At 74.0% G+C, this 25616-nt stretch carries 32 protein-coding genes; 7 read left to right on the forward strand and 25 right to left on the reverse strand.

The features are described from left to right. Positions 1-106 precede the first annotated feature (106 nt). On the forward strand, positions 107-766 hold the full coding sequence (locus ACQEVU_RS22200) for an alpha/beta fold hydrolase (RefSeq protein ID WP_433326445.1): 660 nt from the start codon (positions 107-109) through the stop codon (positions 764-766). Here the strand turns inward: ACQEVU_RS22200 and ACQEVU_RS22205 are convergent. The 4 genes from ACQEVU_RS22205 to ACQEVU_RS22220 are packed head-to-tail and all read right to left on the reverse strand — an operon-like array spanning position 763 to position 3918. Continuing rightward, positions 763-1704, reverse strand: a complete 942-nt coding sequence (locus ACQEVU_RS22205; RefSeq protein WP_433326447.1) for a transporter — start codon at positions 1702-1704, stop codon at positions 763-765. The two genes, ACQEVU_RS22200 and ACQEVU_RS22205, sit on opposite strands and share 4 nt — an antisense overlap. Then, positions 1701-2654 (reverse strand): transporter, encoded by a 954-nt coding sequence (locus tag ACQEVU_RS22210; RefSeq protein ID WP_433326449.1) that lies wholly within the window; start codon positions 2652-2654, stop codon positions 1701-1703. Before ACQEVU_RS22210 ends, ACQEVU_RS22205 begins: the two co-directional genes overlap by 4 nt. After that, on the reverse strand, positions 2651-3517 hold the full coding sequence (locus ACQEVU_RS22215; RefSeq protein WP_433326451.1) for an ABC transporter ATP-binding protein: 867 nt from the start codon (positions 3515-3517) through the stop codon (positions 2651-2653). Before ACQEVU_RS22215 ends, ACQEVU_RS22210 begins: the two co-directional genes overlap by 4 nt. Positions 3518-3525: 8 nt before the next feature. After that, positions 3526-3918 (reverse strand): GntR family transcriptional regulator, encoded by a 393-nt coding sequence (locus ACQEVU_RS22220; protein ID WP_433326453.1) that lies wholly within the window; start codon positions 3916-3918, stop codon positions 3526-3528. Between the two features lie 220 nt (positions 3919-4138). Between ACQEVU_RS22220 and ACQEVU_RS22225 the strand changes: the two genes are divergently transcribed. Further along, complete coding sequence (locus ACQEVU_RS22225; RefSeq protein WP_433335028.1) at positions 4139-5980, forward strand: ABC transporter ATP-binding protein; 1842 nt, start codon at positions 4139-4141, stop codon at positions 5978-5980. On the opposite strand, the gene ACQEVU_RS22230 is transcribed toward ACQEVU_RS22225, so the two are convergent. The 3 genes from ACQEVU_RS22230 to ACQEVU_RS22240 all read right to left on the reverse strand — a co-directional run bounded on the left by ACQEVU_RS22230 (position 5970) and on the right by ACQEVU_RS22240 (position 9137). After that, positions 5970-7175, reverse strand: coding sequence for an MFS transporter (locus ACQEVU_RS22230; RefSeq protein ID WP_433326455.1), 1206 nt, complete (start codon positions 7173-7175; stop codon positions 5970-5972). The genes ACQEVU_RS22225 and ACQEVU_RS22230 overlap by 11 nt on opposite strands. 106 nt (positions 7176-7281) lie before the next feature. Then, on the reverse strand, positions 7282-8280 hold the full coding sequence (locus ACQEVU_RS22235; RefSeq protein WP_433326457.1) for an ABC transporter permease subunit: 999 nt from the start codon (positions 8278-8280) through the stop codon (positions 7282-7284). Further along, positions 8277-9137: an ABC transporter ATP-binding protein gene (locus ACQEVU_RS22240; protein WP_433326459.1), complete on the reverse strand. Its 861-nt coding sequence runs from the start codon at positions 9135-9137 to the stop codon at positions 8277-8279. The genes ACQEVU_RS22235 and ACQEVU_RS22240 overlap by 4 nt, the downstream gene beginning before the upstream one ends. Positions 9138-9251: 114 nt before the next feature. Between ACQEVU_RS22240 and ACQEVU_RS22245 the strand changes: the two genes are divergently transcribed. Both ACQEVU_RS22245 and ACQEVU_RS22250 read left to right on the forward strand, forming a co-directional pair. Next, positions 9252-9905, forward strand: coding sequence for a response regulator transcription factor (locus tag ACQEVU_RS22245; RefSeq protein WP_433326461.1), 654 nt, complete (start codon positions 9252-9254; stop codon positions 9903-9905). A gap of 4 nt (positions 9906-9909) precedes the next feature. Beyond that, the gene (locus tag ACQEVU_RS22250) at positions 9910-11025 is read left to right on the forward strand and encodes a sensor histidine kinase (RefSeq protein WP_433326463.1); all 1116 of its coding nucleotides are present in this window, start codon (positions 9910-9912) and stop codon (positions 11023-11025) included. On the opposite strand, the gene ACQEVU_RS22255 is transcribed toward ACQEVU_RS22250, so the two are convergent. The 17 genes from ACQEVU_RS22255 to ACQEVU_RS22335 form a co-directional block, all read right to left on the reverse strand. Then, positions 10997-11317 carry a gas vesicle protein K gene (locus tag ACQEVU_RS22255; protein ID WP_433326465.1) on the reverse strand — a complete coding sequence of 107 codons (321 nt, stop codon included), beginning with the start codon at positions 11315-11317 and terminating at the stop codon, positions 10997-10999. The genes ACQEVU_RS22250 and ACQEVU_RS22255 overlap by 29 nt on opposite strands. Beyond that, positions 11314-11595 carry a gas vesicle protein gene (locus tag ACQEVU_RS22260; protein ID WP_433326467.1) on the reverse strand — a complete coding sequence of 94 codons (282 nt, stop codon included), beginning with the start codon at positions 11593-11595 and terminating at the stop codon, positions 11314-11316. The genes ACQEVU_RS22255 and ACQEVU_RS22260 overlap by 4 nt, the downstream gene beginning before the upstream one ends. After that, complete coding sequence (locus tag ACQEVU_RS22265; protein WP_433326469.1) at positions 11592-12386, reverse strand: GvpL/GvpF family gas vesicle protein; 795 nt, start codon at positions 12384-12386, stop codon at positions 11592-11594. The genes ACQEVU_RS22260 and ACQEVU_RS22265 overlap by 4 nt, the downstream gene beginning before the upstream one ends. After that, complete coding sequence (gvpJ, locus tag ACQEVU_RS22270; protein ID WP_433326471.1) at positions 12379-12750, reverse strand: gas vesicle protein GvpJ; 372 nt, start codon at positions 12748-12750, stop codon at positions 12379-12381. Before gvpJ (ACQEVU_RS22270) ends, ACQEVU_RS22265 begins: the two co-directional genes overlap by 8 nt. Position 12751: 1 nt before the next feature. Further along, positions 12752-13051: a gas vesicle protein GvpO gene (gene gvpO / locus ACQEVU_RS22275; RefSeq protein ID WP_433326473.1), complete on the reverse strand. Its 300-nt coding sequence runs from the start codon at positions 13049-13051 to the stop codon at positions 12752-12754. A gap of 3 nt (positions 13052-13054) precedes the next feature. Then, entirely contained in the window at positions 13055-13291 is a 237-nt protein-coding gene (locus tag ACQEVU_RS22280; protein ID WP_433326475.1) for a gas vesicle protein GvpG, read from the reverse strand. A 2-nt stretch (positions 13292-13293) separates the two neighbouring features. After that, positions 13294-14052, reverse strand: coding sequence for a GvpL/GvpF family gas vesicle protein (locus ACQEVU_RS22285; RefSeq protein WP_433326477.1), 759 nt, complete (start codon positions 14050-14052; stop codon positions 13294-13296). Between the two features lies 1 nt (position 14053). Further along, a complete protein-coding gene (gvpJ, locus tag ACQEVU_RS22290; RefSeq protein WP_433326479.1) occupies positions 14054-14455 on the reverse strand; it encodes a gas vesicle protein GvpJ in 402 nt (133 codons plus the stop codon). Beyond that, positions 14452-15603: an SRPBCC family protein gene (locus ACQEVU_RS22295; RefSeq protein WP_433326481.1), complete on the reverse strand. Its 1152-nt coding sequence runs from the start codon at positions 15601-15603 to the stop codon at positions 14452-14454. The genes gvpJ (ACQEVU_RS22290) and ACQEVU_RS22295 overlap by 4 nt, the downstream gene beginning before the upstream one ends. A gap of 10 nt (positions 15604-15613) precedes the next feature. Further along, complete coding sequence (locus ACQEVU_RS22300) at positions 15614-16198, reverse strand: hypothetical protein (protein WP_433326483.1); 585 nt, start codon at positions 16196-16198, stop codon at positions 15614-15616. Positions 16199-16364: 166 nt separating this feature from the next. Continuing rightward, positions 16365-17363, reverse strand: a complete 999-nt coding sequence (gene dmpG / locus ACQEVU_RS22305; protein WP_433326485.1) for a 4-hydroxy-2-oxovalerate aldolase — start codon at positions 17361-17363, stop codon at positions 16365-16367. Further along, positions 17360-18271 (reverse strand): acetaldehyde dehydrogenase (acetylating), encoded by a 912-nt coding sequence (locus ACQEVU_RS22310; RefSeq protein ID WP_433326487.1) that lies wholly within the window; start codon positions 18269-18271, stop codon positions 17360-17362. The genes dmpG and ACQEVU_RS22310 overlap by 4 nt, the downstream gene beginning before the upstream one ends. Next, positions 18268-19029: a 2-keto-4-pentenoate hydratase gene (locus tag ACQEVU_RS22315; RefSeq protein ID WP_433326489.1), complete on the reverse strand. Its 762-nt coding sequence runs from the start codon at positions 19027-19029 to the stop codon at positions 18268-18270. The genes ACQEVU_RS22310 and ACQEVU_RS22315 overlap by 4 nt, the downstream gene beginning before the upstream one ends. A gap of 1 nt (position 19030) precedes the next feature. Continuing rightward, complete coding sequence (locus ACQEVU_RS22320; RefSeq protein WP_433326491.1) at positions 19031-19960, reverse strand: 2,3-dihydroxyphenylpropionate 1,2-dioxygenase; 930 nt, start codon at positions 19958-19960, stop codon at positions 19031-19033. Beyond that, a complete protein-coding gene (locus ACQEVU_RS22325; RefSeq protein ID WP_433326493.1) occupies positions 19957-20832 on the reverse strand; it encodes an alpha/beta fold hydrolase in 876 nt (291 codons plus the stop codon). The genes ACQEVU_RS22320 and ACQEVU_RS22325 overlap by 4 nt, the downstream gene beginning before the upstream one ends. Continuing rightward, entirely contained in the window at positions 20829-21332 is a 504-nt protein-coding gene (locus ACQEVU_RS22330; protein WP_433326495.1) for a cupin domain-containing protein, read from the reverse strand. Before ACQEVU_RS22330 ends, ACQEVU_RS22325 begins: the two co-directional genes overlap by 4 nt. Further along, on the reverse strand, positions 21332-22141 hold the full coding sequence (locus tag ACQEVU_RS22335; RefSeq protein ID WP_433326497.1) for an SDR family oxidoreductase: 810 nt from the start codon (positions 22139-22141) through the stop codon (positions 21332-21334). Before ACQEVU_RS22335 ends, ACQEVU_RS22330 begins: the two co-directional genes overlap by 1 nt. An 18-nt stretch (positions 22142-22159) precedes the next feature. Here ACQEVU_RS22335 and ACQEVU_RS22340 point away from each other — a divergent pair, with 18 nt between their 5' ends. The 3 genes from ACQEVU_RS22340 (at position 22160) to ACQEVU_RS22350 (ending at position 25026) form a co-directional block, all read left to right on the forward strand. Continuing rightward, positions 22160-22924 carry an IclR family transcriptional regulator gene (locus ACQEVU_RS22340; protein ID WP_433326499.1) on the forward strand — a complete coding sequence of 255 codons (765 nt, stop codon included), beginning with the start codon at positions 22160-22162 and terminating at the stop codon, positions 22922-22924. Positions 22925-23035: 111 nt separating this feature from the next. Further along, entirely contained in the window at positions 23036-23500 is a 465-nt protein-coding gene (locus tag ACQEVU_RS22345) for a cupin domain-containing protein (RefSeq protein WP_433326501.1), read from the forward strand. A gap of 2 nt (positions 23501-23502) precedes the next feature. Further along, the gene (locus ACQEVU_RS22350) at positions 23503-25026 is read left to right on the forward strand and encodes a flavin-containing monooxygenase (RefSeq protein ID WP_433326503.1); all 1524 of its coding nucleotides are present in this window, start codon (positions 23503-23505) and stop codon (positions 25024-25026) included. Here the strand turns inward: ACQEVU_RS22350 and ACQEVU_RS22355 are convergent. Next, on the reverse strand, positions 24923-25474 hold the full coding sequence (locus ACQEVU_RS22355) for an MFS transporter (RefSeq protein ID WP_433326505.1): 552 nt from the start codon (positions 25472-25474) through the stop codon (positions 24923-24925). The two genes, ACQEVU_RS22350 and ACQEVU_RS22355, sit on opposite strands and share 104 nt — an antisense overlap. Positions 25475-25616 lie beyond the last annotated feature (142 nt).

A 25616-nucleotide genomic window follows, 5' to 3' on the forward strand; every position in this document is an offset into this window, starting at 1 on the left:
GCCCGGGTGCACACCCCGGCGGGGCAACCCGCCGGGATGGCGCACACCATCCCGGCCGCGCGTTACCGTGGCGGCATGATCGAACCGTTCGCTGTGGGCCGAGCTCATGGGCCGCCTCGGCTACGAGCGCTTCGGCGCGGCCGGCGGCGACATCGGCAGCGGGGTGAGCCGCTACCTCGCCCTCGATCATCCGGACCGGGTAGTGGCGGTGCACCGCATGGACGCCGGGCTGCCCGTGTACCTCGGCGACCGGGCCGACCTCGCGCCCGAGGAGCGCGACTTCCTCGACGGCGCCGCCGGCTGGGCCGCCGCCGAGGGCGCCTACGCCGCCATGCACCGCACCAAGCCGCAGACCGCCGCCGTCGGCCTCTACGACTCGCCGGCGGGGCTGGCCGCCTGGATCGTGGAGAAGCTGCGCGCGTGGAGCGACTGCGGCGGCGACGTCGAACGCGCCTTCACCCGCGACGAGATCCTCACCAACGTCACCATCTACTGGCTCACCGGCACGATCGGCTCGGCGATGCGGATGTACCGCGTGAACGGCGCCTTCCCGGCGGCCCAGCACGCCCGCCGGGTCGAGGTGCCGTCGGATTTCTCGCTGTTCCCGGCCGACCTGGTGCGGCCGCCCCGCGCCTGGCTCGACCGGATCGCCAACACCGTTCGGGTGCGCGAGCACCCGCGCGGCGGGCACTTCGCCCCGTTCGAGGATCCGCGGTCGTACGCCGAGGAGCTGCGCGAGTTCTTCCGGCCCTACCGCCCGGCCTAAGCCAGGCGGCGCAGGCGGGTGGCGGCCAGCCACAGCAGCAGCGCCGCCAGCGCGAGGAAGATGCCGGCCTCGACGTACTGGAACGGCCAGAACCGGTCGGCCGGCTGATAGCTGGCCCAGTTGTGCACCCCGGCGGGGCAACCCGCCGGGGTGTCGCAGTCGATCCACCCGTTGCGCAACAGCGTGCGCCCGGCGGCGTCGCGCACCTGGTCGGACAGCAGCCAGTTGCCCGCGGTGACGTTGCCGTCGCTGCCGGCCGAGGCCGGCAGGTCGGCGGTGACGGGCGCGCGGTAGTTCGGCCGGGCCAGCGTGGTGACGGCGGTGCGCACGGCGATGTACACCACCAGCAGCGTCGCTACGGTCGGCTGGAGCCGGCGCCAGAGCGTGCCGGCGCCGAGCCCCAGCGCCACCGCGAACATCGTGTAGGCGACGGGGACGACGCCGGCGACGTCGAACGCCGGGAACGCGAACCGCTCGCCGTTGGCGCGGGCGATCGGCTCGACCCACCAGTTCAGCAGGGCGGCGTAGGCGGCACCGACGGCGAGGGCGAAGCCCAGCACCAGCGACAGCTTCACGACAAGCCAGCGGGTGCGGCTGATGCCCTGCGTCCACGCCAGCCGGTGGGTGCCCTGGTCGACCTCGGCCGCGACGAGCGGCGCGCCCCAGAACAGCCCGACGAGCAGCGGCAGCGCCATGAACAGCGCGACGATGACGATGTAGGGTTTGTACTCGGCCTCGAACGACGCCACGGCCGGGCACTGCATCCCCGGTGGCAGCAGCAGGCCGGTGCCGGCCCGGCGGGCGCACTCGGCGACGTCGCGGTCGTAGGCGCGGTGCATACCGAGGCCGGTCGGGATCAGGAACGCGGCCAGGGCGGCCAGCCCGAGCAGCGTGAACAGCGCGGCGCGGCGGTGCTGCCGCCAGGTCAGCCAGATCATGCCAGCCGCCCGGTCCGCCGCAGCGCGACCAGCACCAGCCCGGCCGCGCCGAGCAGGAAGACGCCCGACTCGATGGCCTGAAACGTCCAGTAGCGCTGCGCCGGCTGGTACCGCACCCAGTTCACGGCGCCGCGGTCGCACTCCTCGGCCGGGTGGTCCGGGTCGCAGCGCTGCTCGGCGTTGGGGTGGATCACCCGGCCGTCGGGGGCCCTTACCGCCTGGTCGAGCACCCAGCCGCCGCCGAGCCGGTTGAAGTGCTCGGGCGACGTCGCCGCGACCGTCGCCTCCTCGGCCGGCAGGTAGCCCGGCCGGGCGAAGACCGTCACCCCGATCCGGGCGGCGAGGAACACGGCGAGCAGGACACCCATCGCGGGCAGGACCTTACGCCGGTCCGCCCCGGCCGCGATGCCCAGCGCCACCGCGAACAGCGTGTAGGCGACGGCGGCGGGGCCGCCGAGGTCGAAGACGGGGAACTCGAACCGGTCGCCGAGCGCGGTGGCCAGGGGCCGCAGCCACCACGACAGCAGGGCGGCGCAGGCGGCGGCGACGAGGGCGGCGAAGCCGAGCACCAGGCCGAACTTGGTCGCGGCCCAGCGCAGCCGGCCGACGCCCTGGGTCCAGACCAGCCGGTGGGTCTGCTGCTCGAGCTCCCGGGCCAGCAGCGGCGCGCCCCAGAACAGCCCGATGACGGCCGGTGCGAACAGCAGCAGCGGCGCCACGACACGGTAGCCGGCGTACTGGTCGGCGAACGCGCTCGCCGGCTGCTGGCAGGACCCCCGCAACGGTACGAGCACGCCGGCGCCCAGTGCGCGCAGGCAACCGGCGACGTCCCGGTCGAACGCGCGGTGCATGGCCACGCCGGTCGGGATCGTGAACGCCGCGAGCGCGGCCAGCGCCAGCAGCGTGAACAGCGCCTCCCGCCGGTGCTGGCGCCAGGTCAGCCAGATCATGCGGCCCGCTCCAGCCCGGCGTCGGCGTTGGCGAGGTACGCCAGGACCAGGTCCTCCAGCGACACCTCCTGCGCCGTCCACTGTGGAGGTACCGGGGCGGTGCCGGAGCGGACCAGCAGCGTGCTCTGGCGGTCGGTGTGGCTCTCCCGGATCACCTCGCCCGGCGAGCCGGCGCCGCGCGGCCCGATCAGCACCCGGTGCGCCTCGAGCAGCTCGTCGACCGGACCGGCCAGCTGGACGTGCGCGGTCTGCAGCACGATGAGGTAGTCGCAGATCCGCTCGAGGTCGGCGAGCAGGTGCGAGGACAGCACGACCGTCGTGCCCGACTCGGCGACGCCGCCCATGAGCGCCTGCAGGAACTCGCGGCGCGACAGTGGGTCGAGGCTCGCGACCGGCTCGTCCAGCAGCAGCACCCTGGGCCGCTTGGCGATGGCGAGGGTGAGCGCGACCTGGGCGCGCTGCCCGCCCGACAGCGTGCCGACCGCCTGGTCGAGGGGGATGCGCAGCTGGGCGAGGCGCTCCCGGGCCAGTGCCGTGTCGAAGCGGCGGTTGAGCCGGGTGCCGAAGGTGATCAGCTCGGCGCCGGTGAAGTCCTGGTACAGCGGGGTGTCCTGGGCCACGAAGCCGATGTCGGCGAGCAGTGCGGTGTTGTTGCGCGGCGCGGCGCCGAAGACGCGCACCTCGCCCTCGTCGGGGCGCAGCAGGCCGACGGCGAGGTGCAGCAGGGTGCTCTTGCCGGCGCCGTTGGGCCCGACGAGCGCCGCGATCCGGCCGGCCGGAATGTGCAGGGAGCAGTCGCGCAGGGCCCATTTCTTGCGGTACCGCTTGCCGAGACGATCGGCCTGGATCGCGATGTCGTCCATCGGTGTCCTCACGTCCTCATTTCCGGTTGGTTGCTGCGCATGGTGGTCTCGATCAGCGCCCTGATGTCGTCGGCGCCGAGGCCGGCCGCCCGGGCCCGCCCCAGCCAGGCGACGAGCTCCTCGCGCAGCTCCACCTGGTTGTCCAGCGACGGGCCGGCGAGCGTGGCGACCAGGAACGTGCCGACGCCGGGCCGGCCCTCGGCCAGGCCCTCGAGCTCCAGCTCGCGGTACGCCTTGAGCACGGTGTTGGGATTGATCGCCAGCGTCTGGGCCACGTCGCGCACCTTCGGCAGCTGGTCGCCCGGGCGCGCCAGGCCGACCCGCAGGGCCTGCCGCACCTGCTGTACCAGCTGCATGTAGGTCGCGACCTTGGACCGGCCGTCCAGCACGAACTCGATCACCGCTGCCGACTCTCTCTATTGTCCTACGACAGTAGGACAGGATGCCCGGAACGTGTTTCGCTGTCAACCGCAAGCCCTGCCATACCTTCGAGCGAACCCGGGCCGCGGACTCTTGCCTCCGCATTGATTCCGACCCATAGCCTTGGGCCAGGCGCGCGTTGAGGAGGTCTCCGTGGCGGCATCCACCATCGGCGAGTCGGTCCTGCCGGAACTGCGGACAATGTGGTGGGAGACGGGGATGCGGGCGCGGGTCGACGCCGGCCTCTTCGCGGTCTTCGCCGAGCTGCCCGGGCTCGTCGGCCGGGCCCTGGTCATCAGCTGGCGCGCCGACCGGGCGCGCACGCTGACCGTGGCCCTGGCCACCGTCGGGGCCGGCGTCATGGCCGCGTTCGGCCTGCTGGCCACGCAGCGGGTGCTGGTGCAGCTCTTCGCGGGCGGCCCGACCTCCGACAAGGTCATCGCCGCGCTGCCCGCCCTGGCCGCGCTCGCCGCCGTCACCGCGGTCCGCGCCGGCCTGGGCATCGCCACCGGATACGCCCAAAACGGCCTGACCCCGCGGGTGAGCCGCGAGGTCGAGCGGCGGCTGTTCGAGGTCACCACCGCCGTGCGGCTCGACGCGTTCGACGCCGACGCGTTCGCCGACGACATGGAGCGCGCCTCCCGCGGCAACGACTCGGCGATCTCGCTCGTGCAGGGCGCGATGAACCTCTGCGCCGGCCTCGTGAGCCTGCTCGCCGTGGCCGCCGCGGTCATCGTCATCCACCCGCTGCTGCTCGTCGCGCTGCTGTTCGCCACGGTGCCCAACGCGTGGGCGTCGCTGCGGGCCGGGCATCAGCGGTACCAGACGTACCTGGCCGGCTCGGTGCGCCGCCGGCGGCTGTGGCTGCTGCACCGGCTCATGGCCGAGCGCGAGTCGGCCGGGGAGCTGCGCGCGTACGGGCTGCGCCGCTTCCTGCTCGACCAGTACGACCGGGTCATGGGCGCCGAGACCGACATCCAGCTCGCGCTGGCCCGCCGGGTCACCACCACGACCAGCGCCGGCTCCGTCATCGGCGGCCTGGCCACCGGCGCCGTCTACGTCCTGCTCGGCGTGCTGCTGCACGACGGGCGCATCCCGCTGGCCGCCGCCGCGACCTGCGTCATCGCCGTGCAGGCCGCGCAGCGGGCGCTGGTGACCGTGACGTTCCAGGTCGACCACATCTACACCGACGGCCAGCACTTCAGCGACTACACCGGCTTCATGCAGCGCGCCGCCGAGCACCTGCCCGAGCCGGCGTCGCCCGCGCGCCGCGACCCCGGCGACCTCGCCACGCTCAGCGTGCGCGGGGTCAGCCTGCGCTACCCCGACCGCGACGAGGCCGCCGTCGACGACGTCAGCCTCACCATCCACGCCGGGCAGACGGTCGCCTTCGTCGGCGAGAACGGCTCCGGCAAGACGTCGCTGGCCGCGGTCATCGCCGCGCTGCGCCGGCCGGTCGCCGGCGTCGTGGAGTGGAACGGCCGGCCGCTGGAGGACTGCGACCCCGAGGCGCTGCGGGCCCGGATCGGGGTGGTGACGCAGGAGTACCACAAGTGGCCGTTCACCGCGGCGACGAACATCGCCATCGGCGACATCGCGGCCGAGCCGTCCCGCGACCGGATCGAGGCCGCCGCGGCCCGCGCCGTCGCCCACGACATGATCCGCGAGCTCCCGCACGGCTACGAGACGCTGCTGGACCGCACGTTCGCCAACGGCCAGGACCTCTCCGGCGGCCAGTGGCAGCGCATCACCGCCGCCCGCGGCTTCATGCGCGACGCCGAGCTGCTCATCATGGACGAGCCGTCCTCCGCGCTCGACCCGCGCGCGGAGGACGCACTCTTCCAGGCGATCCGGGACCGCCAGGGCACCGCGACGACGATCCTGATCACACACCGGCTGGCCAACGTCCGCCACGCCGACCGGATCTTCGTACTGCACCACGGCGCCCTGGTCGAGTCTGGCACGCACGCCGAGCTCATCGCCGCCGGCGGCCGCTACGCGGAGCTGTTCCGCCTCCAGGCCGCCGGCTACGTCACGACCTGACGGCGGCCCGGGCCGGCGTCGCGGCCAGCAGGAGCGTCGAGGCGACCGCGAACCCGGCCGCGGCGAGGTACACCAGGCCCGGCTGCGCGTGCGCCAGCGACCACGCGAACGCCGCGCCGGCCGTCACCGGCACCACCGTCTCGGCGATCGCGCCGATGCCGGTCACCGCGCCCTGCACCGTGCCCTGCTCGTCCGCGCCGGCCTGCCCGGACAGCCACGCCTGCGCCGCCGCGATGCCGAGGGTGCTCAGCACGCCGACGGCCTGCAGCGCGTAGAGCGCCCACGGCCCGGTCACGAACGCGGTGCCGCCGAAGGACACGACGCCGAGCGCGCCGCCGAGCACCGCGGCCCGCTTGTCGCCCAGCCACCGCACGCCCGGGCCGACGAGGCGGGCCTGGAACGCCGCGACGGCGAGCGCGCCCGCCGCCATCACGAGCCCGACCCGGGCCGGGCTCCACGCGAAGCGGTACGTCAGGAAGAACGCCCACACCGCCTGGTGCGTCATCCGGCCGAGGTCGGCGAAGAACCGGGCCAGGGCGAGCCGGCCCAGCACCGGACGGCGCAGCACGGCGGCGAGGGCGGTGACCGGGTTGGCCAGGCGCAGGGTCAGCGGCGTGGTGCGATCGCCGGGGCGGGACTCCGGCAGGACGAAGTACCCGTACGCGACGTTGGCGAACGCCAGCCCGGCCGCGGCGTAGAACGGCAGCCGCACGTCCACGGCCCCGAGCAGGCCGCCGAGCGTGGGACCGGCGATGAAGCCCAGCCCGAACGCCGTGCCGACCAGGCCGTACGCGCGGGCGCGGCCGGCGGGCTCGACGACGTCGGCGATGTAGGCGTTGACGACCGTGTTCGTCCCGGCGCAGGCGCCGGCGGCCGCGTGGAACACCAGCAGCAGCGCGGGCGCCGGCGCGACCGCGTGGGCCAGCCAGTCCACGCCGAGGCAGGCGAGCGACACGAGCAGGACGGGCCGGCGGCCGTAGCGGTCGGCGATCCGCCCGAGCAGGGGCGAGCACAGGAACTGCAGCATGCCGAAGCTGGAGCCGAGCACGCCGGACCAGCGGGCGCCGTCGGTGGCGTGGCCGGTCAGGGCCGCCATCAGCGCCGGCAGGATCGGCACGACCAGGCCGAGGCCGAGCATGTCGATGAACACGGAGACGAGCAGGAAGGACAGGGCAGGGGCAGAGGCCCGGCGCATCGTGGCTCCCGAGTGTCGAGGAGGGTCAGGTGCCCCCCTCGAGCTCGCCTCTGAGACACGGAGGATCAGATTATCGGTACCGTCAAATGGTTTAATTCGGGCAGGCTCAGCGGAGTGTGACCCGGCGGCGGACCCGCCACAGGCCGAAGGCGGCCAGCAGCGCGGACAGCGCCGTGTACGCGGACAGCTCGATCCACTGGAAGGGCCAGTAGCGGCGGCCGGGCTGGTAGGTGTACTGGAAATGCAGGTGCTGCTTCGCCATGCAGTCCTGGTCCTGCGCGCGGTCGCCGGTGACGCACGGGCGCGCCTGCTTGGCGTTGTACGGGGTGCCGTCGGCGTTGTAGATCTGGCTGACCGGGTCCATCGACCAGGCGCCCGGCATCGTGTACCCGATGATGCGCGCCGACGTGTCGTTGAACCCGAAGCCGTTGGCGTGCTCCATCACGTCGGCGGTGAATGCCACGTCCGTGGTGATCGGCGGCATGAGATGGACCCGCACGACGTTGGGCACCACGATCTGCAGCACGACGAACGCGCCGGCGACGATCGCCATGCTCGCCACCGTGCGGCGTACCAGCAGGCCCACGACCACGCCGAGGGTGAACGCGAACAGCGCGTAGCCCAGCGGGGTGACGTCGCGGGACGCGAAGTTCATCGCCCCGAAGCGGCCGCCGGCCCACTGGTCGTAGCGGCTCGCATTCCACGTGAGCAGCAGGCTGTACACCCCGGTGACGGCGACCGCCGCGGCGCCCAGCACCGCCAGCTTCACGGCCAGCCAGCGGCGGCGGGTCACGCTCTGGTTCCACACCAGGCGGTCGGTGTGCGCCTCCAGCTCGCGGGCGACCAGCGGCGCGCCCCAGAAGACGCCGATGAACCCCGGCACGGCGATGAGCAGCGCGCCGAGCAGCGCCACCGGCGCCTCGTAGCGGTCGGAGAACAGCCGCCGGGTCGTCGCGCAGTCCGACGGCACGCAGTTGACGACGTCGGCGGCGTAGTCGTGGCGGATCTGCACGCCGAGGTACAGCAGGTAGGCGGCGACCGCGAACAGCGCGACCGCGGCGACGAGCGCCTGGATGCGGAACTGCCGCCAGGTGAGCCAGATCATCGCTGCGCCTCCGTCGCCATCATGTACGCCAGCCCCACGTCCTCGAGATCGGCGCGCTCGGCGCCGGGGATCGGATCCGCCGACCGCACGATCGCCGTGCGGCCCGCGGTGGTGCGGTCGGTGTGCACGACCCGGGCCGCGGCGGGCAGCGCGCCGAGCGCCGGATCGTGCTCGCCGTCCAGGCGCAGCCGGTGGTGCACGGCGACGAGGTCGGCGACGGCGCCGTCGATCTGCACCCGCCCGCCGGCCAGCACGATCAGGTGGTCGCAGACCTGGGCCAGGTCGCCCAGCAGGTGCGAGGACAGCACGACGCTCACGCCGAGCTCCTCGACGAACTCGAGCAGGTCGTGCAGGAACGTGCGCCGGGCGATCGGGTCGAGCGAGGCGACCGGCTCGTCGAGGATGAGCAGCTCGCCGCGCTTGGCCGCGGCCACGGTCAGGGCGAGCTGGGCCCGCTGGCCGCCGGAGAGCCGGCCGGCCTTCTGCTGCGGGTCGAGGCCGAGCCGCTCGATGCGCCGCTTCGCCAGGCTCGCGTCCCAGCCGGGGTTGAGGCGCGCGCCGAGACGCAGGTGGTCGGCGACGGACAGGCCGGCGTACACCGGCGCGTCCTGCGCCACGAAGCCGACCCGGGCCAGCTGCCCGGCGCTGCCGGCGGGGACGGCGCCGAGGACCTCGATGCGCCCGCCGCTCGGCGCGATCAGCCCGCCGGCCAGGCCCAGCAGCGTCGACTTGCCGGCGCCGTTGGGGCCGACGAGGCCCACGATCCGGCCCGCCGGGATACGGATGGTGCAGTCGCTCAGCGCCGTCTTGCGGCCGTACCGTTTGCTCAGCGCCGTCGTCTCGATGACCGACGTCATGAATGATCTCCCGTCCTTTCCGGTGATACGGCCAGTTCTAGCCACGAAGCGGTCACAGGACGGTCCGCGCCGCTGTGACCGCCCTGTGACCGCGGCCCGGTTAGGCTCGGCGCGATGAGGGTGCTGGTGGTGGAGGACCACAGGCCGCTGGCCGACTCGGTCGCGCGGGTGCTGCGCCGCGAGGGCATGGCGGTCGACGTGGCCTACGACGGCGACGCCGCGCTCGAGCGCACGGACGTCGTCGAGTACGACGTCGTCGTGCTCGACCGCGACCTGCCCGGCGTGCACGGCGACGAGGTGTGCCGCGCCCTCGTGGCCCGCGAGGCGCCCAGCCGGGTGCTCATGCTGACCGCCTCGGGCACCGTCGCCCAGCGGGTCGAGGGCCTCGGCCTCGGCGCCGACGACTACCTGCCGAAGCCGTTCGCCTACGCCGAGCTCGTCGCCCGGATCCGGGCCGTCGCCCGGCGCACCCGCCCGGCCGCGCCGCCCGTGCTCACCCACGGCGACCTGCGCCTCGACCCGGCGCAGCGGGTCGCCACCCGGGCCGGCGCCCGCCTGCCGCTCAGCCCGAAGGAGTTCGCGGTGCTGGAGTACCTGCTCGGCGGCCGGGGCCGCGTGATCCCGGCCGAGGAGCTGCTCGAGCGGGTCTGGGACGAGGCCGCCGACCCGTTCACGACCACCGTCAAGGCGACCGTCAACCGGCTGCGGGCCAAGCTCGGCGACCCACCGCTGATCGAGACCGTCGCCCGCGCCGGCTACCGGATCTGAGCCCGTGCGCCCGGCCAACCGGCTGCGCCGGCGGCTGACCCTGCTCTACTGCGTGGCGGCGAGCATCTCCGGCATCGTCCTGCTGGTCCTGCTCACCCTGGTGTCGCTGAGCCTGCCCGGCGGCGCCAGCGTCAGCCAGGCACGGCCGCACGCGGTGCCAATCCTGCGCCCCGAGCCCCCGGCTCGGGCGGTGGTCTACCCCGGCGACCGCGACGACTACCGCGAGCGGGTGCTCCTCGTGCCCGGCATCGCGCTGCTCATCATGGTGCCCATCTCGCTGGCGTTCGGCTGGTACTTCGCCGGCCGCCTGCTGCGCCCGGTGCGCACGATGACCGAGTCGCTGCAGCAGATCTCGGGCCGCAACGTCCACGAGCGCCTGGCGGTGGCCGGGCCCCGCGACGAGTTCAAGGACCTCGCCGACACCATCGACGGCCTGCTCGGCCGCCTCGAGCAAGCGCTGGACGGCCACAAGCGCTTCGTCGCCAACGCCGCCCACGAGCTGCGCACCCCGATCACCGTCGAGCATGCCCTGCTCGAGGAGCCGCTCATCGACGCCGGCGCCACCGTCGAGTCGTACCGGGCGAACTTCGAGCAGCTCATCGCCGTCAACCGGCACCGCGGCGAGCTGCTGGAGTCGCTGCTGACGCTGGCCGCCAGCGAGTCGGCGCGCGACGGCGGCGAGCCGCTGGACCTCGGCGACGTGGTGACGGCGGCGCTGCGCGAGCGCGCGGACCAGCTCGGCGAGCGCGGGCTGAGCGTCGAGGCCACCGTGCGCCCGGCGCCGCTCGTCGGCGACCCGCTGCTCGTGGCCCGCCTGGTCGCCAACCTGCTCGACAACGCCATCCACTACAACGCGCCCGGCGGCCGCATCGAGGTGAGCGTGCGCGGCTACGAGGGCCGCACCCGGCTGCGCATCGCCAACACCGGCGCCGTGGTGCCGCCCGAGCAGGTCGAGCGGCTCTTCGAGCCGTTCCAGCGGCTGCGCCGCGTCGCCGACGACGGCCACCACGGCCTCGGCCTGTCGATCGTGCGGGCCATCGCGGTCGCCCACGGCGCGACGGTGTCGGCCCGGGCCCGCCGCGACGGCGGCCTCACGGTCGAGGCCGACTTTCCGGCGTGACGTCCGGCATCCTGTCCGGCATGCCTTCCGGCGCGAGGTCCGGCGTCCGGATGTCGATGCCGAGGTCGGCGGCGCTCACGCCGAAGCGCTCGCGCAGCTCCCGCATCCGCTCGTCAAGGGCCATCAGGGTGTCGCCGATCCGCTCGACCTGCTCGTCGCTGAGGTCGCCGACGTCGATGCGGCGCAGCGCCTGGCGCTCCATCAGCTCGCGCACGAGATCGAGGACGGTGAGCACCAGGGCGGCGAAGCCGCGCTCGAAGTCGTCCCGGTCGAGCTCGATGCGCGGGTTCACCGCCCCGCCTCCTCGCGTGTTGACGCCTCCTCGCCGACCGGCGCCGTCTTGCGGACCGGTGTGCCCTCGAGGACCGGCGCCCCCTGCTGGACCGGCGCCGCCAGGCGGAGCGGCCCTCCCTCGCCGACCGACGTCACCAGTGCGCGCAGCGACAGGTAGACCAGGTCGACGCCGGCGATCGACAGGGTCACGTCGCCGGTGATGACCACGCCCTTGGCAAGGAGCCGGTCGAGCAGGTCGACGAGGCCGACCGGGTCGCTCACCTCGGTCGTCGTCATGGCGCCGGCGCCTCCTGGTCCTCGTCCCGTGTCTCGTGCTCGTCCTCGGCCGACGCGAACGAGTACGGCGGCCAGGGCCCGGTGAGCTCCAGGTGCAGCTCCGGGTGGCGCTCGGCCTGCGCGTCCACGGCCTCGCCGAAGGCCACCCCGCCCGCGACCAGGTACGCCCCGTTGAGCACCATCGGCTCGCCCCGGCCGGTGAGGCGCCGATCCTGCGGCGGGTGGCGGCGGGCGGCCACGGCGCCGCCGGCCAGCGCCGCGTGCACCTCCTCGGCACCCTCGCGCGCCCGCCGCAGCCGCTCGTCGTCGGCGGTGAGCTGCGCGCGCCGCCGCTGCAGGTAGGCGACCCCCGGGCGGGCGTCGGCCGCGACGGACGGCGCCGGTGCCGGCTCGGCGTACGCCTTGACGCCCCACTCCGCGCGCCCCTCGATGCGCTCGAGCACGGCCTCGAAGTCGCCGTGGCGCTCCTGCAGCATCGCCCGGACGCCGTCGTCGTCGCGGTACACGGTGGCCAGGGTCGCCGGGACCACGGCGCCGAGGCGGCCGGCCGCCGCCACCACGGCATGGTGGGACCGGGCCACGCCCTCCAGCCAGGCCAGGTTCTCCAGGTTGCGCCGCAGCGCCGCCTCGCCGAACTCGGCCAGGTCCACGGGGCTGACCACGGCGAGCAGTCCTGCGGCGGCGACCGTGCGGACCGCCTCGCCGCCGATCCCGGTGACGTCGGCGAGCCCGGCCGGCGCGGTAGGCCCGGGCCCGCGGGCGACCGCGTGCAGCCAGAGGCCGTCAGTCATGGCGCTCCTCCCGGCCGGTGGCTGACCTGGCCCTGCCCTCGTCGACGCCGGACCTGACCCTGCCCTCGTCGATCGCGGGCTTGGCCTTGCCCTCTTCGATCGCCGCGGGCTTGGTCTTGCTGTCGGGAAGCGCCTCGCGCGCCCCGGAGGTGAGCCACGGGTCGTGCTCCCACCAGTCGATGCCCATCTGCCGGGCGGTGTCGACCGAGGCGACGACCAGGCGCAGCTTGAGCGTGAGCAGCTCGATGTCGAGCAGGCTCACCCGGATGTCGCCGACGATGACGATGCCGCGGTCCAGCACCCGCTCCAGGATGTCGCCGAGGTTGGCCGGCTCGTGGGAGGGCACCACCTGCTGCTGCGTCATTTCACGCCCCCTCGTCGCCCTTGCCGCGCGGGTAGCGCTTTGTGCGCCGCAGCGAGGTCAGGTCCCCGTCGGGGCTGACCTCCGCCCGGTACGTGGCCAGGATGTCGCTGGAGGACGGGATGCGCCGGTCCTCGACCACCTCGACCTCGACCAGCCAGCCGTCCTTGGCGTCACGCTCCAGCGCGGTGACGCCCGACGGGGGCTTCCCGGTCAGTTCGGCGACGTCGTGCAGGACCGCCCGTACGACCGTGCCCGCGTCCACCTCGTACTCGTCGTCGTAGCGTTCATCGCTCTGGGCCATGCATCAGCCCCCCTGCCTGGTCTGGAGGAGCCTGCCGATGAGCTCGCGCTGCTGCCGGTCGGCCTCCTCCGGTTCGATCCGGCCGGCGGCCTTGGCCTCGTCGACCTCGACGAGCTTGCGCCGGATCACCGTTGGGTCGTACAGCTCGTGCTCGACCTGGTCGCGGATCACCTCGCCGACCCAGATGACCATGCGGGCCGGGGCGAGCGGCAACGTCAGGATCGCGCTGACGAGTCCCACGTTCACCCCTCCGGCTGGGGCTCGGCGGTGAAGTCGTAAGGCGCGACCGGGCCGAGCAGCCGGACCTCGATGCGCCCGTCCCAGTCGTGGGCCAGCCGCTCCACCGTGCGCACCAGCTCCCGTTCCCGGGCCGTCTCGGCCAGCACGGCGATGGCGGCGACGTCGAACTCGCCGGTCGGCGCCCGCCTGACCAGGTCGGTGCAGACCGGCTCCAGGGCGTCGGCGAGCTTCGCCGCATCCGCGTCGCGGCGCGTGTCGATCGCACCGCCGATGCGCTCGCCCAGCGCGATGCGCTCGGCGTGGGTCTCCTCCTCGGGCCGGTCCCGGATCGCGTCCCGGCGCCGCCGCAGGTCCGGGTCCTCGGTGAGCACCTCGCGCAGGACGGTGTCGCGCACGTAACGGGCGCTGACAAGGTACTGCGCCAGGCCCTCGAGCTCGCGCAGCGCCGCCTCGAACTCGTCGTGGTGCGGCGCGAGCAGCTCGTCGACCGTCGCCTCGCGGCTCGTCAGGACCGCGCCGAAGCGCATCGGCAGCACCGGCACGACGGCGGCAACGGCGTCCAGCAGCCCCTCGTGGCCGAGGAGGTCGTCGGGTGTCCCGAGTGGACGGTCGAGGGACACGTCGGTGACGAGCGCCGCGATGCGGCCGTGCCGCACGACGTCGACCCGCGCCGATTCCTCGCCGATGCCGTGCGCCTCTGGGTCGGTCTCCACGTCGGCCGGGACGATGCCGTAGATGTAGACACCGGTCGCGGTGGGCATGTCAGTCCCCCTCCCGCTGACTGCGCCGCTGACGCGGCCGCTCCTGCGGCTCGAGCACGTCCCGGACCTTGTCGCCGGCGGCCTCGAGCGCGCCCTTCACGCCGCCCTTCACCTTGTGCTTGGCGCCGCCCTGGGTGATGTCGCCCACGAGCTCGGGCAGCCCGGCCTTCTCCTGCGAGATGTCCAGCCGGTTCACCGCCTCGGCGAAGCGCAGGTAGGTGTCGACGCTCGCCACGACGATGCGTGCGTCGATGGTCAGCAGCTCGATGCCGACGAGCGAGACCCGCACGTAGGCGTCGATGACGAGCCCCTTGTCGAGGATCATGCCGACCACCTCGGCGAGCGAGGCCGAATTCGGCCTGTCGACGACGCCGCCGCCGCGTGGCTGCATGGCCGTGGTCATCGTTCTGCCTCCTCGGGCTGCTGCTCTTCCTGGGACCGCCGCTGCTGGTTGGCCGGCCGTGCTCGCCTGGTCTGCCGCTGCGGCCTGGGCCGCCGGCCTTCCTCAGGTTGTTCCTCTTCCTCGGGCGGTTCCTCTTGCTTAGGCCGGCGCCGCTGCCTGGGCTCGCGGCCTTCCTCAGGTTGTTCCTCTTCCTCTTCCTCCTCGGGCTGTTCCTCTTCCTCTTCCTCGGGCTGTTCCTCTTCCTCGGGCTGTTCCTCTTCCTTGCCCTGGGGCTCTTCCTCTTCCTGGCCCTTGCGCTCTTCCTCTTCCTTGGCCTGCTCCTCTTCCTGCATCGCGGTCTGGTGGTCCTTGACCACCTCGCCGTCGCGGATCTCGCCGCGCCAGCCCTCTACCGAGTCCGGGTCGAGGATCGTCTGCGTCATCACGTGCCGCCGGAAGTGCTTGAACTCCAGCCGCGTGCGCCGGCCCTGGGCCCGCCACAGGTTTCCGGTGCGTTCGAACATGCCCTGGGGGTGGTACTCCAACGCCAGCATGATGCGCGTCAGGTTCGGCCGCAGCTCGTGGAACGTGACGGTGCCGTCGACGTGGCCCTTGGCGCCCTTGGACTTCCAGACGATGCAGTAGTCCGGGATCTGCTGGATGATCGAGGATTCCCACTTGCGGTGCGACCAGAAGATCTGGGCCTTCCAGTTGAGCTTCTCGTCGGACTCCGCCTCAACGGTCTCGACCTTCTTCATGAAGCTCGGGAAGTCCGCGAACTGCGTCCACTGGTTGTAGGCGACCCGCAGGGGCACGCCCACGTCGAGCGACTCCTCGATGTTGGTGACCTTGAGCTTCTTGCCCCGGCCGCCGCCCTTGCCGAAGAATCCCTTCACCTTCTCCTTGAGCCCGGTCCATCCGCCGGACAGCGCGGCGCGGAACGGCGACTTGCCCTCGGCGATCTGTCCCGCCCCCGACGCCGCCGCGGCCAATCCCGGGCTGCTCTTGCCGCCGGCGTAGTCGGTCAGGCGCTCAGTGACGGACCCGAGCCTCTCGCCGACCCGGCTCAGCGCCCGCCGCCCGGCCACCGCCGCCAGTTCTCGCGCGTCCCGTGCGACCATCCCGGCGAGTTGCGCGCCGAGGCTCTTGTCGCCTGTCTTCTCAGCCATGGCCGCCGCCCTATCTGCGCCGCCGTACCGGGGCCCGGACTGCGGACCGTACGCGAGCGCTCACCGGCTCTTCCTCTTCCTCTTCCTCTTCCTCTTCTTCCTGGTCTCCTTCCTCCTCCTCGTAGTCCTCCTCGTCCTCGGGCTCCTCCTCGCGCTCGTACCGCTCCTCTTCCTCGGCCTCCTCGGCGGGTGGCCGACGGCGCGGCCGCCGTCGCGGTGCCCGGCCCTCGTCCCGCTGGCGAGGCGCCTCTTCCTCTTCGGCCGGCTCCTCTTCGGCCTTCCTCTCCTTCTCCTGCTGGAGCAGCGACGAGGTGCGATCGCGCAGCCGGTCGCTCACCGAGGCGATCCGGCCGGTGACGGCCGCCTTGGCGGCCTCCTTCGTGGCGTTGACGAGCGGCGCGCCCATCTCGCCCAGCTTGCCGAGCTCCGGCGTCGACTTGAGCGCCCGCAACCCGTGCTCCACAAGGGATCCGGGCCGGCCGAAGCGCCCGGCCGCGATGGCGGCCCCCAGCAGCAGGCCCCACCGCAGCTTGCGCTGGCGCCCGAGCAGATAGCCGATTCCGGCGGCCAGAGCCACCTGGGTTTTGCAATGCATTGGCCTCTCCCTTCGGCAGTGGGGGGCAAACCGTCCGGTACCCCCACCCCCTGGGGCGAAACCAGTGGGGAAGCGATCGGCGGGCGCGACCCGGCCGACCGGCGGCGAGGCGCCACCAGGCCTTACGCCGTCTCAAAAAGCCGGGTTCAGCGCCGCTGCGTCGCCGTCACACCGCGAGGTCGAGCGCGATGTCGAGCAGCAGGTCCTCCTGCCCACCCACGAGCCGTCGCCGGCCGGCCTCGAGCAGCAGCTCCCGCACCGCGACGCCGTATCGGGCGCCGATGGTCTCGGCGTGGCGCAGGAAGCTCGAGTACACCCCGGCGTACCCGAGCGTCAGCGTCTCCCGGTCGACCCGCACCGGCCGGTCCTGCAGCGGCCGGACGAGGTCCTCGGCCGCGTCCTGCAGCGCGTGCAGGTCGGCGTCGTGCGCCCAGCCGTCCAGGCGCGCCGCGGCGGCGAAGACCTCGAGCGGGCAGTTGCCGGCCCCGGCGCCGTGGGCGGCGAGCGACGCGTCGACGCGCACCGCGCCCTCCTCGACGGCGGCGAGGGAGTTGGCGACGGCGAGCGAGAGGTTGTCGTGCGCATGTATGCCGATCTCTGTGCCGGGGTCGAGGGCGTCGCGGTAGGCCCGGACCCGGTCGCGGACGCCGCGCGGGGTGAGGTGGCCGCCGGAGTCGGTGACGTAGACGCAGCGGGCGCCGTAGGACTCCATGAGCCGGGCCTGGCCCGCGAGGGCCGCGGGCTCGGCCATGTGGCTCATCATGAGGAACCCGGACACGTCCAGGCCGAGCTCGCGGGCGGTGGCGATGTGCTGGGCGGCCACGTCGGCCTCGGTGCAGTGGGTGGCGACCCGCACCGAGCGGACGCCGAGGGCGTGGGCGCGGTGCAGGTCGCCGACGGTGCCGATGCCGGGCAGCAGCAGCGTGGTGAGCCGGGCCCGGGTGACGGCGCCGGCGACCGCGGCGATCCAGTCGGCGTCGGTGTGGCTGCCGGGGCCGTAGGTGACGCTGCCGCCGGCCAGGCCGTCGCCGTGGGCGACCTCGATCGCGTCCACGCCGGCGGCGTCGAGGGCGGCCGCGATCGCCGCCGCCCGGGCCGGCTCAAGACGGTGCCGGGTGGCGTGCATGCCGTCGCGGAGCGTCACGTCCTGCAGATACAGCCTCATCGCGCCGCCAGCCGCTCGCCGGCCCGCACCGCGGCCGACGTCATGATGTCGAGGTTGCCCGCGTAGGCGGGCAGATAGTGCCCGGCGCCCTCGACCTCCAGCAGCACGCTCACCTGGTGGGTGACGCCGGTGGCCAGGGTCGCCGTGCCGTCGCCGACCGGCGTGACCTGGACGGGCTGCTTGAGCCGGTAGCCGGGCACGTATGCGGCCACGTCGGCCACCATCTTGCCGACGGCCCGCACGATGGCGCGCCCGTCGTCGGGCCGCTCCAGGTTGACGAGGCAGAAGACGGTGTCGCGCATGATGAGCGGCGGCTCGGCCGGGTTGAGCACGATGATGGCCTTGCCGCGCCCGGCGCCGCCGACGCCCTCGATGGCGCGGGCCGTCGTCTCGGTGAACTCGTCGATGTTGGCGCGGGTGCCGGGCCCGGCCGAGCGCGAGGCGATCGAGGCGACGATCTCGGCGTAGGGGACCGGGACGACGGACGCGACCGCGGCCACGATCGGGATCGTCGCCTGCCCGCCGCAGGTGACCAGGTTGACCTCGGGGGCGTCGAGGTGCGCGTCGAGGTTCACGGCCGGCACCACGAACGGGCCCAGGGCCGCCGGGGTCAGGTCGACGACCCGCACCCCGAACGGCGCGAGCGCCTCGGCGTTGGCCCGGTGCGCGGCCGCCGAGGTCGCGTCGAACACGACCCGGACGTCCTCGAAGCAGGGCAGCCTGACGAGCCCGTCGACGCCGCCCGCCGTGGTCGCCAGCCCGAGCCGGGCCGCCCGCGCCAGCCCGTCGGAGCCGGGGTCGATGCCGGCCATCGCGAGCGCCCGCAGCCCGCGCCCGCCGCGCAGCAGCTTGATCATCAGGTCGGTGCCGATGTTGCCGGAGCCGATGATCGCCGCACCCGCGCTCACCGGAACGCCGCCGTCACCGGGCCGAGCCCGTCGATGTCGGCCGCGAACCGGTCGCCGGCCACGACGGGCACCATCGGGCCGAGCGCCCCCGACAGCACGATCTCGCCCGCGCACAGCGGGCGGCCGAGGTCCCGGGCCGTGTTCGCCAGCCAGGCCACCGCGAGCACCGGGTCGCCGAGGCAGGCCGCGCCGGAGCCCGCCGACACCACGACGTCCCCGCGCCGCATTTCCATGGTGTGGTACCGCAGGTCGAGCCCGCCGAGCGGCACCCGCGCGTCGCCGAGCACGAACAGCCCGGACGAGGCATTGTCGGCGACGGTGTCGACGATCCCGATGTCCCAGCCGGCGATGCGGCTGTCGACGATCTCCAGTGCGGGCGCCAGCGCCGCGGTCGCCGCGCGGACCTCGGGCGGCCCGATGCGCCCGGCGTCGAGGTCGGCGCCGAGCACGAACGCCACCTCGGCCTCGATGCGCGGCTGCAGCAGCCGCGACGCGTCGATCGGCGTCCCATGTGGACAGTCCATCCAGGACAGCAGGGTGCCGAAGTCGGGCCGGTCCACGCCGAGCTGGGCCTGCACGGCGGCGTTGGTCAGCCCGACCTTGCGCCCGACGACGGACGCGCCGGCGGCCACCTCGTGCTCGACCCAGGCGGCCTGCACCGCGTACGCGGCGGCGACGTCGCCGTCGGGCAGCAGCCCCCGGACCGGCGGGCACGGCCGGCCCGTCTCCCGCGCCCGCAGCAGTTCGGCCAGGGCCATCTCAGGCCACCTCGAACGTCGTACCGATGCCCATGCCGGTGATCCACTCGGGCACCGGCTCGTAGCTCGTCCACACCAGCGGCCGCCCCACCGCGGCCAGGCCGATGAGCCAGGTGCGGATCTCGTGGCCGCCGCTGCCGGCCCGCTCGCTCAGCCCGTCGTCGCCGAGGCCGACCACCGGCTCGGGGTCGCCGGCCGCGAGCTGCTTGAGGAACCAGGCGTCCCAGGCCGCGTTCACCGGCGCGTCGGGGTTGCCGGCCATGGCCCGCACCCGCGGCTCGCGGGCGGCCGAGAACGCGTGCACGTCGCGCCGGCCGTGGATGAGCGACGCCCGCCGCTCGGCCGGCATCGGGTCGCGCGGGTCGTTGGACGGCAGCCAGTGCGACAGGCCGCCGCTGGCCACCACCAGCACCCGGCCGGGGAACGGGGAGCGGCGGATCGCCGCGCCCATCGCCCGGCCCAGCTCCACGCAGCGGGCCATGCCGGGCAGCGGCGGCGCGGCGGTGTTCACCACGAACGGCACCAGCGGCAGCTCGGCGCGGCCGCGGACCATCTCGTAGCTCTGCACGATGCCGTGGTCGACGGCCAGGGCGTACGACAGCGACACGTCGAAGGCATCGGCCAGCCCGTCGCGGATCGACCAGGCCAGCTGCGCGGCCACCGGCAGCGCGCCGCGGCGGCTGTCGAAGTCGCCGAACGCGGCCACCTGCTCGACGCCGAGCACGAACGGCGGCATGGCGTCGTAGAAGTTGGCGTGGAAGTGGTCCGGGCCGACCACCACGAGCGCGTCCGGGGCGAGGCGGGCGACGGCGGCGGCGACCCGGCCGGCGTCGGCGAGGAACCGGCCGCCGGGCGCGTCCGGGCCGCCGCGGGGGAGCAGGGTCGCGAACGGCGAGTGGGACATGCCGACCAGGCCGACGATCTCGCTCATCGCTCGGCCCGGCCCAGCAGGAACTCGCGGTGCACGGCGAGGTACTCCCGCGGCTTCTCCCACTGCGGCCAGTGCCCGGCGTCGGAGATGACGTGCAGGCGCGCGTCGGGCAGCCAGTCGAGCAGCAGCCGGGCCTCGTCGAGCCCGCCGGTCGGGTCGTGGTCGGTCCACAGCAGCAGCGTCGGCGTCACGATCTTGCCGACCCAGCCGGGGTCCCACGCGAAGTCCTTGCGCACGGCCGGGTCCTGCAGCACCAGCGTGTTCTCGATGGCGGTGACGAACCCGGGCCGGCTGTACACGGCGCGCCGCAGCAGCACCAGCTCGTCGGTGACCATCTCCGTGTGGTGGAACAGGAACTCGACCCGCCGGCGGACGGTGGCGTCGCTGGGATCCCGCACCGCCGCGCGGGTGCTGGCCGAGAGCCCGGCCATCACCTCGGGCTTGTTGGCGATGTTGCCGGGCGTGTTGAGCACGAGCCGGTCGAGGCGGTGCGGGTGGTGCGCCGCCGTCCACGCCGCGACCCAGCCGCCGAGCGACTCCCCGGACAGGTGCGCCGAGCCGATGCCGAGCGCGTCGAGCAGGCCGAGCAGGTGCTCGCTGAGCACGTCGACGGTGTACGGCCGGTCGGGCAGGCCGGACCAGCCGTGCCCGACCATGTCGTACGCGGTGACGGTGAAGTCCTCGGCCAGGCCGGCGATGTCGCGCGCGTACGCCTCGAGGTGGCCGCCGGTGCCGTGCAGCAGCACGAGGTCGGGGCCGGCGCCGGCCCGCAGGACCCGGGTGCGCACCCCGGCGACGTTGACGTGGCGCAGCTCGTGGTCGACGTCGGCCAGCTCGCCCCAGATGCTGATGTGCTCGGGAAGGTCGCTCATGCTCGCTCCTGCGGGAATCGGGCCCGGGCCTCGTCGACGGTGCACAGCCCGGCGCTCTGCCGCCGCGCGATGCCGAGCGCGGCGAGCAGGCGGGAGTTCTCGATGGTGAGGAACTCGACCGGCTCGCCGGCCGAGTCGTTGTAGTGCCGGTGCCAGGTCCACGGCGGCGTGTAGATGAAGTCGCCGGACGCCCACGCCTCGGTCTCGTCCTCGATGTCGCTGTGGCCGCGCCCGGCGATGACGAAGTGGACCGTCTCGTGGTAGTGCCGCTGCATGTCGGAGCTCTCGCCCGGCGGGATCGTCTGCCGGAACAGCTCGAACGTCGCGGTCGGCAGCTTCCCGGCGATCGACAGCGTGGTCGGGTTGTGGATCTGCCCGGCCGGCAGGGTCTCGAGCTCGCCGGCGTGCACGACGAGCGGCCGGGCGGCGCTCGGGCGGACCGAGCCGGTGAGCGCGCCGAGGAAGTCGGCCATGCGGAAGCCTTCGCCGGAGGTTGCCATCACACCATCTCCGTCCGCCCGCCGTCGACCGTGAGCACGGTCCCGTTGACATAGCCGGCGGCGGGGGAGACGAGGAACTCCACCGCCGCCGCGATCTCGTCCGGATCCGCGGCGCGGCCGGCCGGCACCGCGGCCAGGTCCTCGCCGAGCACGTCGCCGATCGGCCGCCCGGCCCGCGCCGAGCGCGCCTCGAGGATCTCCCGGCGGCGCGCGGTGTCGGTGGGGCCGGGGGCCACACAGTTCACCGTCACGCCGTCGGCCGCGTACTCGCGGGAGAGCAGCTTCGCGGCCGCGGTGACGGCGGAGCGCACCACGACCGAGACGGCGAGGTCGGGCTGCGGCTGGCGCACCGCGGTCGAGGTCACGAACACCACCCGGCCGAACCCGCGCCTCGCCATGGCCGGCAACGCATTCCGGCACAGGGCGAGCGGTCCGAGCAGCAACAGCCCGAGGCCGTGCCGCCACGCGTCGTCGCCGACATCGAGGATGCGGCCGGGCGGGGGACCGCCGGCGTTGAGCACCAGGACGTCGCACTCGGCGGCCGCCGCGAGGGCGTCGTCATGCGGGGCCGAAAGGTCGGCGGCGAGGGTCTCGACCGCAGTCCCGGTCTGCTCCAGCAGCCGGGCCGCCGCCTGCTCCAGCGAGCCGGCGGTGCGCCCGGCGATGACCGTGCGATGGGTGGGCGCGAGGCGGGCGGCGATCGCGAAGCCGATGCCGGCGCTGCCGCCGCCGATGAGAGCGTTGCGTGCGGTGATGGCGGCCTCCCGGGTCTCGTGCGATTGCCGCGTGGGCCTTAGCCTGGCCGACATGGACCGCCGGAGCCAACGATGAGTCCCGCTCAGCGGGACGAGGGGGCCGCCGAGGGTGGGCTGGACCGGGCCGCCGCCATCCTCGGCGCGTTCGACGCCGCGCACCGGGAGCTGACCCTGGCCGCGCTGGTCGCCCGGTGCGGACTGCCCCGCTCGACCACCCACCGCACCGCCGACAAGATGATCAGGCTCGGCTGGCTGGACAAGCCGGCCGGGCGGTACCGGATCGGCAACCGGCTGTTCGAGATCGCCAGCCTCGCCCCGATCCGGCTGCAGCTGCGCGAGGCCGTGCTGCCGTTCCTGCAGGACCTGCACCACGCCACGAAGATCACCGTGCAGCTCGGGGTGCTGGACGGCGCCCAGATCCTCGTCGTGGAGAAGATCACCGGGCACCGGGCGATGCCGATCCTGGCGCAGGTCGGCGGGACGATTCCCGCGTACTGCTCGGCGCTCGGGCGGGCGATCCTGGCGTACTGCGAGGCCGACGTCATCGATGCCGCGCTCGCCGGCGACCTGCCCGCGCGCACGCCCCGCACGCTCACCAGCCCGGTCGCCATCATGCGCGAGCTGACCGCGGTGCCGGAGCGCGGCTGGGCCGTCGACCGGGAGGAGGGCAACATCGGCGTCAGCTGCGTCGCCGCCCCCATCTTCGGGCCGCTGGGCGAGGTCGCGGCCGCCCTGTCGGTGACCGGCCCCAGCCAGCTGGTGCGCGCCGACCGCATCGGGCCCGCGGTGCGCATGGCGGCCGCCGCGGCCTCCCGGGCGTACAGCCTCCGCCGTTAAAGCGTCCCGGCCAGCGGGACTCCCGATTGCGGCTGTGCGCGCGCGGCCCGCAGGCTGTGAGCCCTGACACATCCGCGACCGGCGCGGTGTGCGGTCGCAAGGGAGACGACGATGACGCTCGGCGGCGGGTACATGCTGCCCTCCCGCGAGGGAACCCAGATCGCGGCGATCGGCCTCGGCATCACGATGAAGACCAACGGCAAGTCGACCCACGACGCGTACTCGCTGTTCGAGTACGCCATCCCGCCGCGCACCGACGGCCCGCCGGCGCACATCCACACCCGCGAGGACGAGTCGTTCGTCTGCCTCGCGGGCAAACTCGACGTGCAGCTCGGCGGCGAGGACTTCACGATCGGCATGGGCGACTACCTGTACCTGCCGCGCGACGTCGTGCACACGTTCCGCAACACCTACGACGAGGAGGCCCGCGTCATCTCCGTCGTCTCCCCGGTCGGGCTCGAGGGCTACTACCAGGCCCTCGCCGAGCTCCCGCCCGGGCCGAAGGACATCACGAAGATCAAGACGATCATGGCCGACTTCGGCATCCGGCTGCAGCTGCCGCCCCAGGTGAGCTGAGCATGCGCGTCGGGATCATCGGTGCCGGCGTCGCCGGGCTGAGCACCGCGAAGGTCCTGCGGCAGGCCGGCCACGAGGTCATCGTCTGGGACAAGGCCCCCGACGTCGGCGGCGTGTGGAGCCGCACCCGCCGGTACCCGGGCCTGACGACGCAGAGCCCCAAGGCGCAGTACTCCCTGTCGGACTACCCGATGCCGCGCGCCTACCCGCAGTGGCCGACGGGGGAGCAGGTGCAGGAGTACCTCGCCGGGTACGCGAGCCACTTCGGCCTCGAGGCGGTGCTGCGGCTGTCGACGGAGGTCACCGCGGCCACCCCGGCGGCGGGCGGCGGCTGGAGCGTGGCCACCGCCGACGGCGTCGAGCACGTCGACAAGCTCGTCGTGGCCAACGGCGTGTTCTGCGAGCCGGCCGTGCCCGCCTACCCCGGCCGGGCCGAGTTCACCGCCGCCGGCGGCCGCGTGCTGGCCGGCACCGAGCTGCACGACGCCGAGACGGCCCGCGGCAAACGGGTCCTCGTCGTCGGCTACGGCAAGTCCGCCTGCGACGTCGCCGTCCCGCTCAGCGAGGTCGCCGCGAGTACCGACGTCATCGCCCGGCACCTGCTGTGGAAGGTGCCGCGCCGCATCGGCGGCCGGCTCAACTTCAAGATGCTGCTGCTGACCCGGATGGGCGAGGCGCTGTTCCGCTACCGCCATCTGCGCGGCGTCGAGCGCTTCCTGCACGGCCCCGGCAACGGCCTGCGCGGCCGCATGATCAACTCTATCGGCGGCGTGTCGGTGCGGCAGTACCGCCTCAAGCAGCTCGGCCTCGTCCCGCCGGGCCGGATGGAGGACATCGTGCGCGGGGCGATCGGCCTGGCCACGGAGGGCTTCTTCGAGGGCGTCGCCGCCGGCCGGATCGTCGTGCGCAAGGAGCGCACCATCGCCCGCCTGCTCCCCGGCCCCGCCGCCGAGCTCGACGACGGCACCGTCCTGCCCGCCGACCTGATCGTCTGCGCGACCGGCTTCACGCAGGGCGTGCCCTTCCTCGACGCCGACGTCACCGGCCGGCTGCTGGACGAGCGGGGCAACTTCATGCTGTACCGCCAGATCTGCCCGGTCGGCGTCGACGACCTGTACTTCAACGGGTACAACTCCTCGTTCTTCAGCCCCCTCAACGCGGAGATGGCGGCACTGTGGATCGCCGCGGACCTCGCCGGGGCGCTCGACCGGCCGGCGCCGCCCGCCATGCGGCGCGAGGTCGAGGCGCAGCTCGCGTTCATGGACGAGGCGACGAACACCCACCACTGCCGCGGCGGGAAGATCATCCCGTTCTCGCTGCACAACCTCGACGAGGTGCTGGGCGACCTGGGCGTCAACATCAGCGCCGCGGTGCGCGCCTCGCACTGGCTCAACCCGGTCGACCCGGCCGCGTACCGGCGCGTCACGCCGCGGGTTCTCGCTCGCCTCGGGCCGGCCCGGGGCGGCTCGCCGATCCTGGCCGGCGGCGTAGCGAGATCACCGTCGCCGCCGCGAGGACCGCGGTGACGAGCAGGCCGGTCCGGTACCCGGTCGCCGAGGCCAGCAGGCCGAAGCCCGCCGCGCCGATGCCGAGCCCGGCGTCGTACGCCACGCTCCAGAGCGCGGTGACCGTGCCGTAGCGGCTCTGCGGTACCGAATCCAGCATCACGGTGAGGCTCGCGGCCTGCAGCGCCCCGAATCCGGCGCCGAAGACGGCGGCCGCGTCCAGCGCGGCGGCCGGACGGCCGGCGAACGGCAGCGCGGCGAGGCCGGCGGCGGTCACGAGCAGCGCCGGCCCGAGCAGCCGCCGCGGCCCGATCCGGTCGCCGGCCTTCCCGGCGCACCAGCGGGTCACGGTGGCCGCCACGGACTGCACGAGCAGCGCGGCGGCGACCAGCCCCGCGGTGGCGTGCGGCAGCGCCGCGGGCAGGAACGTGGCCACGATCCCGGCGAGCGTGGCGGCCGCGCCGAACACGAGCGCCGGCCGGCCACCAGCCGCGGCAGCACCGGCTCGGCGGCGACGGGCATGCCGTGTCCAGGGACCAATTTCCTGGAACCGGAAGCTGGCCCCATGGGGGCGACGCAACGGCCGGCACCCGTGCGAGGGGTGCCGGCCG

Source organism: Dactylosporangium sp. CA-139066, from assembly GCF_050936175.1.
GTDB lineage: Bacteria > Actinomycetota > Actinomycetes > Mycobacteriales > Micromonosporaceae > Dactylosporangium.